The sequence below is a fragment of the Fortiea contorta PCC 7126 genome (genome assembly GCF_000332295.1).
Classification (GTDB): domain Bacteria; phylum Cyanobacteriota; class Cyanobacteriia; order Cyanobacteriales; family Nostocaceae; genus Fortiea; species Fortiea contorta.
In genome coordinates this window covers 1428676-1442293 of record NZ_KB235930.1, presented here as the reverse complement: position 1 = coordinate 1442293, position 13618 = coordinate 1428676, and the positions used below count along the sequence as shown (strand labels likewise).

Here is a 13618-nt window from a genome sequence, read left to right as displayed (position 1 = left end):
TCACAAAATCAAAAATAGGAATGTAGCGCAGATAGTCCAGAAAACACTAGCATAGGGATGCTGGACTGTCACCCCAGATGCTCTAACCTAATTATTGCGTATCTTCTCTATTCCAAAAAAAAACTACTGTGTTATGACCCTAACTCTTTACAATACCCTCACCCGTCGTCAAGAACCTTTTGAAACCGTAGAGCCAGGGAAGGTTAAGATGTATTGCTGCGGTGTGACAGTTTATGACTACTGCCATTTGGGTCATGCGCGTTCTTATATTGTCTGGGATACGATTCGCCGTTACTTGATGTGGCGCGGTTTTGAGGTGCGCTATATCCAAAATTTTACTGATATTGACGATAAAATTCTTAACCGGGCGAAAGAACAAGGCTCAACGATGTCGGCAGTGTCTAACCGTTTTATTGAGGCATATTTTGCAGATATCCGGCGGTTAAATGTGATGGATGCAGATGAGTATCCGCGAGTGACGGAACATATTCCGGAAATTCATCAATTGATTGAAATTTTAGCAGAAAAAGGCCTGGCTTATGCCGTCGGTGGTGATGTTTATTACCGAGTAGAACGCTTCCCTGGCTATGGCAAACTTGCTAGCAGAAATCTGGAACAAATGCAAGCGGGTGCTAGTGGACGGGTGGATGGCGAAGAATTAGAAGGTAAGAAGCAGCATCCGTTTGATTTTGCTTTGTGGAAGCAAGCAAAACCTGGGGAACCCTCGTGGGATTCTCCTTGGGGTGCGGGTCGTCCGGGATGGCACATTGAATGTTCGGCGATGATTCGATCGCGCTTGGGTGAAACAATCGATATTCATGGTGGTGGTGGAGATTTGATTTTTCCGCACCATGAAAATGAAATTGCTCAGTCAGAAGGGGCGATGAATCGACCGTTGGCGCGTTATTGGACACATAACGGCATGGTGATGGTGAATGGTCAGAAAATGTCTAAGTCGCTGGGTAATTTTATCACCATTAGGGAATTGTTGGATGGAACGGGTAATTGGCAGCATGAGCCGGTTAACCCGATGGCGGTGAGATTGTTTGTTTTGCAAGCACACTACCGCAAGCCTTTAGATTTTACAACCGAGGCGATCGCTACTGCAGAAAATAGCTGGAAAACTCTCAAGGAAGGCTTGCTTTTTGGCTATCAATATGGTGAAAAACTTGGTTGGGACGCAGAAACCTCCTTGCTGATTCCTGAACTCGCAGAACGCTTTCAACTGTTGGGAGATAACGACTTTAATTTCTCCGGTGCTTTGGCGGTGTTGTTTGAATTAGCTAAAGAACTCCAGCGTGAGAGCAATATTTTCATTCATGAAGGTGCAACCAAAACCCCCACCGACGAATTGCAACGCCAATGGTACACCCTAGTGACTCTGGCTGGAGTTTTGGGTTTAGAAGCCAAGCTTGATCCTGACACACCAACAGCAGCAGGCTTGAGTGACGAGCAAATTGACTTGCTCATTCAGCAAAGACAACAAGCCAGAAAAGCCAAGAACTTCGCCGAAAGCGATCGCATCCGTAACGAACTCCAAGCCCAAGGTATCACTTTAATCGATAGTCCCGAAGGTACACGCTGGCACAGAAGTTAGAGGTTAAGGGTTAGGGTTTAGAGGCTAGTTTAAAACCTAATTTCTCACCCCTACCCCCTATTTCCTCATCCTTCATCCCTCTTCCCTAACCCCTATTTCCTATGTGGTCAAAATTAACAAAAGCGATCGCTCAACTTAACGTTCCTGCAGATTGGATCGGTATCAGGGTAGTCAAAGAAACTGCTGACAGTCGTTATGTGCGGGATGGTTTACCGCAAGCTAACGGTAAATCTTCCACAACGGGAGCAATGTTAGAAGTTTTAGTTAATGGCTGTATCGGTTACGCAGCCACTAACTCAGTGGAATTACCAGCATTGCAAGCAGCAGCAGAAACCGCTTATAAACAAGCAATTGCAGCTAGTGAATGGTGGATTTATCCTTTCCGGGAAAGTGAACGCCCAAAAGTAGTTGGTGAATATAACTCGCCGTTTCTCGAACCATTCGATACCCTCAGCCCAGGGGAAATCAATGATTTGCTGATTCGCATTTGTCAGAAATTAAAAGTTGATGACAAAATCGTCCAAACTACTGCTAGTGTCTCCTCCACAGAGAGAGAAACTTGGTTTATTAGCAGCAATGGTTCCGAAGTTTATCAAAAAATTCTTTCATTAGGAACTCATTATCGAGCCACAGCTCAACAGGGAGCCACAACCCAACAGCGTAGTAACAACGGCTGGCTAGCTAACTGTTATCAAGGCGGACTGGAACTATTAAAACAAGAAGATTTATGGCATCAAGTCCAGCAAATTGGTGAACAAGCTGTAGAACTATTAACAGCCGACGAATGCCCAAACACTCGCACCAATTTAGTATTAGCACCAGACCAAATGATGCTGCAAATCCATGAGAGTGTGGGACATCCTTTAGAAATAGACCGCATTTTAGGCGATGAACGCAATTACGCCGGCGGTAGCTTTGTCAACAAAAATGATTTTGGCAAGCTAATTTATGGTTCACCCTTGATGAATATTACCTTTGACCCCACCGTGGCTGGTGAATTTGCTAGCTACAGCTTCGATGATACAGGGGCTGTAGCCACGCGGGAATATTTGGTCAAAGAAGGCGTGTTGCAACGGGGTTTAGGTAGCCTGGAAAGCCAAGCCAGAGCAGGGGTTCCCGGCGTCGCCTGCGCCCGTGCTAGCTCTTGGAATCGCCCAGCGATCGACCGCATGGCTAACTTGAATTTAGAGCCAGGAATCGCCTCTTTTGCCGAAATCATCGCCGGGATAGAACACGGCGTTTACATGGAATCTAACCGTTCTTGGTCAATAGACGATCGCCGTTACAAATTTCAGTTTGGTTGCGAATACGCCAAATTGATTGAAAACGGCAAATTTACCAAAACCCTCCGCAACCCCAACTATCGCGCCACCACACCAGAGTTCTGGCACAGCCTGATCCAAATTGGCGACGCTGCTAATTGGCAAATGTACGGCACTCCTTTTTGTGGAAAAGGCGAACCAAATCAAGCTATTTGGGTAGGACACGGTTCACCAGTTTGTGTATTTGCTGATGTTGAAGTTTTTGGGGGTGGAACGTAAAAGGTCAATTATCAACTGAAGGCTGAAGTATTAAGTCTGAAGTATGAAATTATATCAATATTCCTTGATTCCCATGACAATTAACGAATTATCTACCCTAGAACAAAGCTTTAATCAATTAATTGAAACTTTACTGATTAAAAAAGCAGAGGGTGAAGAATTCACTGTGAAATTAAGCAGTGAACGCAGTCAATTTACTCGGTTTAATCATGCTAAAGTTAGGCAAACTGGTTGTGTTGCTGACGGTTGGGTTGAATTAACTTTAATGGCAAATCAACGCAGCAGTTTTCGACACTTTCCATTTACTGGAAATGAAGAATTAGACTGGCAAGTGGCATACCAAGCATTGCGGGAACTCCGCACCGAAATTAATCTTTTACCAGTTGATCCATATCTAGTTTTACCATCTGGTAACAACACCAGTAGAGAAGTTCATTCTGGGCAATTGTTAGCAGCGGAATCTGTTGCAAAAACGGTGTTAGAACAAGTTGCCGAATTAGATTTTACTGGTATCTATGCTGGGGGAGTGGTAATTAAAGCTTATGGAGATTCTCAGGGACAAAAACACTGGTTTGCTACTGATTGTTTTACTTTAGATTATTCCTTATTTATCCCTTCTGGGCAAGCGGTGAAAGGCACTTTTGCTGGTAGTGATTGGAATGAAGCTGCTTATGTAGAGAAAATTGATGCAGCAAAAAAGCAACTAAAATTGCTTTCCCGTCCAGCTAAAAAATTACTCAAGGGACAATATAAAACTTATTTTGCACCTGCTGCTGTTGCTGATTTATTGGGTATGCTTTCTTGGGGTGGAGTCAGTGAAGCGGATATCCAACAAGGAAATAGTGCTTTAGCGCCTTTGTCGCGTCAGGAAAAACAACTTTCGCCAAAATTTAGTTTAAAAGAAAATTTTCAGCGGGGATTAGTACCGCGTTTTAATCAATTGGGAGAAATGGCTGCACCAGAATTACCTATAATTAATGCAGGAATTTTGGTTAATTCTTTAGTCAATTCTCGCACTGCTAAGGAATATGCTAAAACTGCCAATGGTGCTAATGGTTCCGAGTCTTTACGGGCGCCAGAAATCAGCCCAGGAAGTTTAGCAAATGAGGAGATTTTATCAAGTTTAGATACTGGATTGTATGCGTCGAATCTGCATTATTTGAATTGGAGCGATCGCCAAACTGGTAGAATTACAGGTATGACTCGCTATGCCTGTTTTTGGGTGGAACAGGGAGAAATTATCGCCCCCATTGAAGATTTGCGATTTGATGAAAGTCTCTATCGTTTTTGGGGAGATAACCTACTAGAACTAACTAATTTTCCAGAATTCATTCCCGAAGTCGGAACCTATGAAAGCCGTCAACTAGGAGGTAGTTCGGTTCCTGGGATGTTGGTTAATGATTTTACCTACACCCTGTAGAAAGATGCAATCGCTTGTCATAATTCCCACTTTTATAGTACAATTATACTATCAAGTGATTGCTTTCAGAATTACCTTCCCCACCCACCAGTGGGGTTTTATTTTGGCAGGGATTAGTGAAATTAATTCCTAATCCCTAACCCCTCATTTCAGCTAAACTGTTCCTCTGCATCCAGATTAAACAGCATTTGCAAAGTCTGCATACATCGGCGTCTAGCTTCCACATCCTGTTGTGCGCGTAGTTGCACCATCGGATCATGTAGGATTTTGTTAACTATGCCTTTTGTTAAAGCTTCAATCACTTCTTGATGTTTATCTCCGAATTCCGAACCTAAACGCGACAAAGCTTTTTCTAATTCTTGTTCGCGGATAGTTTCGATTTTATTGCGGAGACAGCTAATAGTGCTCACAGTTTCTAATGAGCGCCACCAAACATCAAAAGCTTCTACTTCTTCATCTAAGATTTTTTCGGCTTCCTGAGCCATTTTGCGGCGACTTTCGTAATTTTGCGCTACTACAGCCTTTAAATCATCTACATTGAAGGCCTGGACGTTAGTTAAGCCGTTGACGTCTGTATGCACGTTACGTGGTACAGAAATATCAAACAGCATCAGCGGTTGGCTGGGTGCTAAAACCATTTCTAATTTGGCGCGATCAAGTATCGGCTCTGTTGCAGAAGTGCTAGTGAACACCAAGTCACTTTCGGCAATTACAGATAACATCTCCGACAACAAATGAATTTTGATTGGTTGTTGAGGAAACTGTTTAGTCAATTCTAAAGCGCGATCGCGGGTGCGATTTAAAATTGTAATTTGCCCGGCACCTTTAGAAATCAGATGTTGCACTAGCAGTCGTGACATTTTACCCGCGCCGAGAATAGCGACTCGACAAGCAGCTAAATTTACCGCTTTCAGGTGCGCCAATTCCACAGCCGCAGAACTGATGGAAACTGCACCAGTCCCAATGCTAGTTTCAGTACGTACCCGCTTACCAGCCGTCAATGCCTGTTTAAATAACCGATTTAAAATTGTTTTTATACCACTATATTGCTGCCCTAATTTGTGAGTATGCTTAACCTGAGCGAGAATCTGACCTTCTCCCAGCACCAAACTATCCAACCCTGCAGCTACTCGCATCACATGCATCACCGCATCATCATGCAATAACATAAATAAATGCTGTCGCAGAGATGGTGTAGCCAATTTGCTATATTCAGCCAGAAACTGTGTAACTTCCCGGATACCATGCTCAGTTTCCGAGGCGACGATGTAAATTTCCAGACGGTTACAAGTGCTGAGGATTGCCACTTCATCAATATGAGGATAGCTGAGGAGGTGAGCGATCGCACTTTCAATTTGTAACTCAGGAATACTCAATTTTTCCCGAATTTCCACTGGGGCTGTTTTATGGCTCAACCCCACAACTGCTATATTCATTTCTTATCAGTAATTTTGTAATGGGAATGAGGAATGGGGTTAGAAGTTAGGGGTTAGAGGTTAGGGGTCAGAGGTCAGAGGTGAGAAATTCCAAAAATTCTCATCTAGCCCCTAGTTGTTGCTATTCCTTAGTCCCTAACCCCTAACCCCATTCCCGAACTATTAGTACAATTGCACTGTCTGAGGCTCGTCAACCAAATGAATGGTATCTACAAACCGAGCAGTTTTGGATTGGCTAGAAATAACCAAGCTTTGAGTTCTCGCGCCACCTTTGAAGAAGCGCACACCTTGCATCAAATTTCCGCTGGTAATACCGCAACCGGCAAACAGAACGGTTTGACCAGATGCAAGCTCATGAGCATCGTAGACTTTATCAGGGTCGGTGATACCCATTGACTTGAGACGGTCGAGGTTGGCTTGTTTGCTTTCCCCAATCAAGCCTGTTTTCACTATTTCTGGATCGTAAATCAGTTGACCTTGAAAGTGTCCACCTAAAGCACGCATAGCGGCTGCGGAGATGACACCTTCCGGCGCCGCACCGATACCCATCAGGCCGTGGATATTAGTACCAGCAAAACCGCAGGAGATGGCTGCGCCGACGTCACCATCAGAAATCAGTTGCACTCTGGCGCCAGCGTCACGGATTTCTTTGATTAAATCATTGTGGCGATCGCGTTTCATAACGACAATCACCAATTCATCAATGGCGCGGTCTAGACATTCCGAAAGAATTTTGAGGTTTTCTGTGGCTGATTTGTTGATATCTACCTTACCTTTAGCCGCTGGGGGTGCTGCTAATTTTTTCATGTAGAAATCTGGTGCTGCAAATAATCCGCCTTTCTCGGAAATCGCTAACACAGCCATCGAACCGGGTTGACCGTATGCGACTAAGTTTGTACCTTCACAAGGGTCAACGGCAATGTCAATTTCGACTAATTCGTCTGGGTTACAGTAGTTTTTAGCATCTGGCTGGGTACAGATACCGACTTCTTCCCCGATATATAACATAGGGGCGTCGTCTCTTTCTCCTTCCCCAATAACGATGCGACCGCGCATGTAGATTTTGTTCATCCGCTCCCGCATCGCTTCCACTGCTACTTGGTCTGCAGTGTTCTTTTCGCCTTTACCCATCCATTTAGCGGATGCGATCGCGGCTTGCTCTACTACTTCAATAATCTCTAACCCAAGTGTATTTTCCACAGAGTCGCCCTCTAAACTGCTTGACTTGCCGTAGTTTCATGTACCTATTTCAGTCTTTAAGTCTACCAAAGGGCGGATACACGTGGAAAATAGTCTGCGTCAGCGACTATGTTAAGTTTTGCTACTGATTACTGTTGACAATGCTATTTTTAATACTTTCTTTTAGATAAAATTACTGTTTTTAACAGCTATCGGATGACAAGTTGAGTTTAAATTTTACTAAAGTCAATGCCTAAATTTTTTGCTAGTGATCTTCAATTTTTATCTTGGCGCTGAATATGGCTTGTTAGCGCTACAGTTCCACCACTCACGGTTAAGTGTATTTCTCAGATCTATATATTTTGTAGCCAATTTTCTAAATTTAGTCCTTCGACTCTCACTAAATCAGAATCATTGGAGACTAAAACTAAACCGTGTACAATTGCTGTCGCCGCAATCAAAACATCAGCATCTTGTATGGGTCTGCCTTTTATTTTTAAATCAGCATGGATTTTACAGGCTTGTTCGATAATTTTGATCTCGTCCAAAAATGCAACTTCATATTTTTGCAAAAAAATATCAAAAGCAGCTAACTGCTTAACAGCGTTAATAGCAACTAAACCTCTTTTTATTTCGTAGTAAGTGATGCAGCTAATATAAACCGCTTCTCCTACAGTGGTTACTGCTTGTAGCTTTTTTTCTAGATTGATATTTCTTTTGAGAATATAACTAACAATATTGGTATCTAGTAAATAATTCACTATCTCTATCTTCCTTCCACAGCTTCATCAAATATCCTCAGTTGCTCTGGCGTCAAATCATTAAGTGTCCCAGAAACTGCTTTTAAAACTAATAATTTATCAATTCTTATTCTTAATTCCTGGTCAGAAATAGCTCGAAACACTTCAGGAGATAACTCGCCAAAAAGGTTGACTAAATCCTCAATTCTTTCGTGCTTTTTCAATCGCACCTTATAAAAGGTACTACCTTGAAATAGCTTGTCTACAATGGGTGAAATGCGGTCTGTGAGTTCTTGAGTATAGTTAGATGTTTCTGGCATAAATATATCCTCTGTTTTGTAATAAAATTGAATTATAGTTTGCTGAAGATGATATTTTTCAAAAAAAAATAATACCTGCTTCAGTACTATCATAGCCTCTATTTGGGCGTCAAATTTAAATTAACTCATAGAAAATTACAAATTGATCGCTTGAATAGACAAAAGTTTTTCAGTTATGTAGAGTTAGAGCAACAGCATCAACTAGCTAAATAAAAAGCAGCAAAATCAATATGCTAGACTTCTTCAATCAGTTATTAAATCGTCATCCAGAGCGTGTCAAAGCCAACGTGGAAATCTACACTTGGCAAACTTGCCCTTATTGCATCCGGGCTAAAATGCTACTGTGGTGGAAAGGTGTACAATTCACCGAATACAAAATCGATGGTGACGAAGCAGCGAGAGCAAAAATGGCTGAACGCGCCGATGGACGCCGCAGCGTACCACAAATCTTTATTAATAATCAGCACATCGGCGGTTGCGATGACCTTTATAAATTAGATAGTCAAGGTCAACTTGATACCCTGTTAGTAATTTCTCATTCGTAGTTCGTCTTCCCAAAAAAGATATTACGAATTATTCAGCGCTACCTTAATCACTTTCCGCGCTTTCATATCAGAAAAAACTTGGGCTAAATCTCTTAACGGGCGCTGTTCGCTAATCAGTAATTCAAATGCAATTCTGCGACTAGCAATCAGCGCTAAAGCTAATCTGACATATGCTGGTGTGTTGTGAAATACGCCCTTGAGAGTCAGCTCGCTGTAGTGTAACTGTTCTGTGTTGACGGTAATGGTAGTATCTCGCGGACAACCACCAAATAAGTTTACAGTGCCACCGGGGCGAGCACAAGCGATCGCACTTTCCCACACACTAGGAACTCCGGTGGCTTCAATGACCACATCTGCACCCCATCCTTGGGTAAGTTGTTTGACTACACCAGCAATATCAGGGTTTTGATGATAATTAAAAGTCTCAGCCGCACCGAGTTTTTTACCAATTTCTAGCCTGTGGTCACTACCTCCCCACAACCAGACTTCAGCTTCACCAGCGTCAGCTAATGCGGCTACGAACATTAACCCAATCGCGCCGTCTCCTAGGACAACTACTCGGTCTTGAGGTTGAATGTGAGAACGCCCGATACCATGTAAAACACAAGCTAGAGGTTCCGTCATCGCCGCTAATTCATCTGGTAAATCGTCGGGAATCAGCAACATATTATGCTGGACAATCGGGGCGGGAATTTTTAGATATTCTGCAAATGTACCGTTATTCCAAGTTAAGTTGGGACACAGAGAATATTCTTGCTTTTGACAAAAAAAGCATTTCGTGCATGGGGCAGAGTTGTTTGCAACAACGCGTGAGCCGATTTCCCAACCTTGAACACCCGCACCTAAAGCGACAATTCTACCTGCAGCTTCATGACCAAATAGTGTTGGCGGCTTTAGCATTTTCGCATGACCACCGCGCCGCCAAACTTTTAAATCTGTGCCACAAGTAGTAGCTGCTCCCACTTGAATCACTACCTCACCCGCAGATGGTGTCGGATCAGCAACTTCCTCTAGGCGCAAATCCTCTTGACCATAAAGCAACGCCGCTAGCACAGTTTTTTACCTAAATCTATTCACCTGATTTTATCAGGAAGCGTAGGAGATGTAGAGGCACAAAGGGCTAGCGGTGGATATATCATGAGTTCTTTTGGATGTTAATTCGTAGTCAAGACTTTAATTCTCTTCTTTTTGAGGGCTTAAACGCTAACTACAAACTCATCAAAATTAATCACATAAATCACTAACTATTAGCTGTAGGCTGGGGAGTTACTGTTGTGTTGCGAGTATCTACATTTGATAACCGACTAATAGTTAATAGCGGTACTTCTTGGCGACAAGATTGACAAAACCAATAAAGTTCACTCTGACGCACATGACGCAGGAGGGAACCACCGCAACATGGACAGATATTAGCTCTCATACTCATACGGATGTCCTCCCTGAAAAAAATGTTGATGAAAATTTACAAAAAATTTGTTGATTAAAAGCGGAATTTCATAGCACGAATGCGCCCATTCAAGTCTATGCGATCTTTTAAAATTTGTTCGTAAATCATCTGGTAGCCGTTAACCATTTGGCTCAGGCTAAAGTTAGTTGCTACGTGTTCTCTGCAGGCTTGTCGATTTAATTCCAAAGCGCGAGGAATAGCGCGAGCCATTTGCTCAAAGCTTTGGCAAACAAAACCCGTTTTCCCATGAACAATCACTTCTGGTACTGAACCAAAATTCATGGCGATGACTGGTGTACCAGTTGCCATTGATTCAATCATGACTAAACCAAAAGGTTCTTGCCAAGTGATAGGAAACAGAGTTGCGGCTGCGTTTCCTAGAAGTTCAGCTTTTTCCCTGTGGCTGACTTCACCCAGATATTCAATTTGCTGACCATCAATGTAGGGGACAATTTCTTTTGTAAAAAACTCAGACTCGCTGACGTTAACTTTTCCTGCCATTTTCAACCGCCGACCAGTTTGTCTTGCAATAGAGATCGCATGATGCGGGCCTTTTTCTGGCGAAAAACGTCCTAAAAATGCTAAATATTGCGGTTCTTGTGGTTGTTCTTGAAATGGATAATCTTCAAGATTGATGCCGTTATAAACTGTGTCAACATAGTTTAAGTTAACTTGACGTTGCGCCCTACTAATGCTGGCGTAGAGTTGCTTTTGGTGCTGGCTAAAAATCTTCTCGTTATCTTTTGTGAAGTTACCGTGCAAGGTGTGCACGGTTGGTGTTGAAACCAAACTCGCTAAAGGTAATGCCGAAATGCCTACATGGGAGTGAATAATATCGAATTCCATTGCTCGCTGGTAAACTTGGCTTAGTTGCAGCTTTTCATATACTGCATAGTCTTCGACATTTGGGTCTTGGCGCAAAGCACATGGACAAACTGCTTCTAAATTAGCCAAAGTTTGTGAATCACCAGAAGCAAACAAGGTTACTTCATGACCGCGACGCACTAACTCATCGGTCAACTGACTAACCACCAGTTCAATTCCTCCATAACTAGGAGGTGGAACTCGTTCCCATAAAGGCGCAACTTGAGCGATTTTCATAAATTGTCTTGGTTCAACCTATGAAACAGTTCTCTAGTTGAGAACTCAGATAACTTGATGAGGGTAAAAGATTTGTACTGATTTTTTAGTTAAGTTTAATTAACTTATTAGTTAACTTTACTTTTCTCACTACAAAAAGTTTTTCGCCCTCAGCGATCGCCACTCAGCAACCACTCTCCTAATCTATAACCTCCTCTTTCTCAGTTTCATCTATCTTGGGGATCATAAGCAGTTATGCTATTCTGTAACTTAACCTACCAAACAAAAAAAAGTGTAGCCAACACTACTAAATTTTGTTTTGGGATCAATCATTCACAAGTCATTTTACGAGGAACAGGGCATAAATACTAGATATTACATAATTATTAAATGATTCTAAAAATTTGCTCAATTAATATTAATTCATAATTAATGGTCGGTGAGAATTATTGATAATTAACTAATGAAAATAGCCACGTGGAATGTGAACTCAATTCGGATTCGCCTAGAACAGGTGAGCAGTTGGTTACAACAAAATCCTGTTGACGTCCTCTGCTTACAAGAAACAAAAGTTATTGATGGCGATTTTCCGCGATCGCCTCTAGAAGCACTGGGTTATCACGTTTATTTCTCTGGACAAAAGGCTTACAATGGCGTCGCTCTCATCAGTCGCCAACCACTGACAAACATCAGTACAAGTTTTCAACCCATCATACCCAATTTAGAGCCAGAACTAGATGCACAAAAACGATTGATTACTGGCGTCATTAATCAAATTCGGATTGTTAATCTTTATGTACCTAATGGTTCTGCTGTGGGGAGCGAAAAATATGTTTATAAACTCAAATGGTTAGCAGTTTTGCAAGAGTATTTAAAATTACTGCTGACATCACAATCAGCTATCTGTGTTTGTGGCGATTTTAATATTGCTTTAGAAGCCATAGATATTCATGATAAAGTGAATCCAGAAAATCACATCATGGCGTCAGAACCAGAACGTCAAGCCTTAAGGAATATTTTATCTCTAGGATTCGCTGATGCTTTTCGCAAATTTACCACTGAAGGTGGACACTACACTTGGTGGGATTATCGCACAGCAGCTTTTCGGCGCAACTTAGGCTGGCGAATTGACCATCATTATCTAACACCGGCGTTGTATGAACGTGCTACAAGTTGCATTATTGATGTTGCACCGAGAAAGTTGACTCAACCTAGTGATCATGCACCAGTAATTGTGGAATTAGCGGTGGGGAATGGAAAGTAGGGAGTATATTACGAAATGTAAATATACCTACAATTCTGATAAATGACAACTACAGAAATTCATACCCGTCAAATTCAAATTTCTAATGGGGATTTGCAAATCGATGCTTATTTAGCTGAACCTGCAAATGAGGGGGTTTTCCCCGCTGTAATTGTCATCCAAGAAATATTTGGGGTGAATATTCACATTCGAGAAGTAACTCAAAGGTTAGCACAAGAAGGATATGTAGCGATCGCCCCCGCCATATTTCAACGCACTGCTCCTGGTTTTGAGGTGGGATACACTCCTGAAGATGTGCAATTGGGGAGAAAATACAAAGACCAAACTACAGCCGATGAATTATTAAGTGATATTACCGCAGCGATCGCTTATTTGCAAAACTTACCCAATGTTAATCCAAATGCGATCGGTTCTATAGGCTTTTGTTTTGGTGGTCATGTCGTTTATTTAGCCGCCACACTACCAGATATCAAAGCTACAGCTTCCTTTTATGGTGGCGGTATTCCCACCTTTACACCCGGTGGTGGTCAACCCACCATCACCCGCACCTCAGAAATCAAAAGTATCATTTACACTTTTTTTGGACTAGAAGACCAGGGAATTACCTTAGAAAACACACAACAGATAGAATCAGAATTACAAAAACACCAAATCCCTCACGCTGTGTTTCGCTATCCAGACGCCGACCACGGCTTTTTCTGCAACCATCGCGCCAGCTACAACCCCACAGCAGCAGCTGATGCTTGGAAACAAGTTTTACAACTTTTCCACACCAACCTGCAAAACATTTAAAGCCCACACCCCTTTAACACAAAGGATAATTCTCGAATCAGGGTATTTTAGGATTTACGCAATCGGCATATTTTTTGTGTAGGCTTTAAACTTCTTCGGAAGTTGAATTAAGACCCAAAAACTCCATTTCCTTGTGGGTGGAGTTTTTTAATGAGCGATCGCCCGAATTCAATAAACCACTACGTGACGTTAGCAAAGCAGCAGAAATATTTTTACACAAACTTTCACCACGTCACCCTTCATCCTTCATACTTCAT

Annotated in this window: 13 protein-coding genes; 6 read left to right on the top strand and 7 right to left on the bottom strand. The window is 42.2% G+C overall.

What is annotated here, in order from left to right:
• Nucleotides 1-133: 133 nt before the first annotated feature.
• The 3 genes from cysS to MIC7126_RS0106900 all read left to right on the top strand — a co-directional run bounded on the left by cysS (nt 134) and on the right by MIC7126_RS0106900 (nt 4558).
• Nucleotides 134-1597, top strand: a complete 1464-nt coding sequence (cysS, locus tag MIC7126_RS0106910; RefSeq protein WP_017652404.1) for a cysteine--tRNA ligase — start codon at nt 134-136, stop codon at nt 1595-1597.
• A gap of 101 nt (nt 1598-1698) precedes the next feature.
• Entirely contained in the window at nt 1699-3138 is a 1440-nt protein-coding gene (locus MIC7126_RS0106905; RefSeq protein WP_017652403.1) for a TldD/PmbA family protein, read from the top strand.
• Nucleotides 3139-3211: 73 nt separating this feature from the next.
• The gene (locus MIC7126_RS0106900; RefSeq protein WP_026100083.1) at nt 3212-4558 is read left to right on the top strand and encodes a TldD/PmbA family protein; all 1347 of its coding nucleotides are present in this window, start codon (nt 3212-3214) and stop codon (nt 4556-4558) included.
• 149 nt (nt 4559-4707) lie between these two features.
• On the opposite strand, the gene MIC7126_RS0106895 is transcribed toward MIC7126_RS0106900, so the two are convergent.
• From MIC7126_RS0106895 to MIC7126_RS0106880, 4 genes are all read right to left on the bottom strand, one after another.
• On the bottom strand, nt 4708-5994 hold the full coding sequence (locus MIC7126_RS0106895; protein ID WP_017652401.1) for a glutamyl-tRNA reductase: 1287 nt from the start codon (nt 5992-5994) through the stop codon (nt 4708-4710).
• A 162-nt stretch (nt 5995-6156) separates the two neighbouring features.
• Nucleotides 6157-7194, bottom strand: coding sequence for a class II fructose-bisphosphatase (gene glpX, locus MIC7126_RS0106890; protein WP_017652400.1), 1038 nt, complete (start codon nt 7192-7194; stop codon nt 6157-6159).
• Between the two features lie 332 nt (nt 7195-7526).
• Complete coding sequence (locus MIC7126_RS0106885) at nt 7527-7934, bottom strand: type II toxin-antitoxin system VapC family toxin (protein WP_017652399.1); 408 nt, start codon at nt 7932-7934, stop codon at nt 7527-7529.
• 5 nt (nt 7935-7939) lie between these two features.
• Entirely contained in the window at nt 7940-8233 is a 294-nt protein-coding gene (locus MIC7126_RS0106880; protein ID WP_026100082.1) for a hypothetical protein, read from the bottom strand.
• Nucleotides 8234-8463: 230 nt separating this feature from the next.
• Between MIC7126_RS0106880 and grxC the strand changes: the two genes are divergently transcribed.
• A complete protein-coding gene (gene grxC / locus MIC7126_RS0106875) occupies nt 8464-8778 on the top strand; it encodes a glutaredoxin 3 (protein ID WP_017652397.1) in 315 nt (104 codons plus the stop codon).
• A gap of 21 nt (nt 8779-8799) precedes the next feature.
• On the opposite strand, the gene MIC7126_RS0106870 is transcribed toward grxC, so the two are convergent.
• The 3 genes from MIC7126_RS0106870 to MIC7126_RS0106865 form a co-directional block, all read right to left on the bottom strand.
• A complete protein-coding gene (locus tag MIC7126_RS0106870) occupies nt 8800-9831 on the bottom strand; it encodes a zinc-dependent alcohol dehydrogenase (RefSeq protein WP_017652396.1) in 1032 nt (343 codons plus the stop codon).
• A 187-nt stretch (nt 9832-10018) separates the two neighbouring features.
• The gene (locus MIC7126_RS29100; protein ID WP_081603003.1) at nt 10019-10204 is read right to left on the bottom strand and encodes a hypothetical protein; all 186 of its coding nucleotides are present in this window, start codon (nt 10202-10204) and stop codon (nt 10019-10021) included.
• A gap of 54 nt (nt 10205-10258) precedes the next feature.
• A complete protein-coding gene (locus MIC7126_RS0106865) occupies nt 10259-11326 on the bottom strand; it encodes a glycosyltransferase family 4 protein (protein ID WP_017652395.1) in 1068 nt (355 codons plus the stop codon).
• Nucleotides 11327-11768: 442 nt separating this feature from the next.
• On the opposite strand from MIC7126_RS0106865, the gene xth reads away from it, so the two are divergent.
• The gene (xth, locus tag MIC7126_RS0106860) at nt 11769-12569 is read left to right on the top strand and encodes an exodeoxyribonuclease III (RefSeq protein ID WP_017652394.1); all 801 of its coding nucleotides are present in this window, start codon (nt 11769-11771) and stop codon (nt 12567-12569) included.
• Between the two features lie 42 nt (nt 12570-12611).
• Complete coding sequence (locus tag MIC7126_RS0106855) at nt 12612-13361, top strand: dienelactone hydrolase family protein (protein ID WP_017652393.1); 750 nt, start codon at nt 12612-12614, stop codon at nt 13359-13361.
• Nucleotides 13362-13618: the final 257 nt, after the last annotated feature.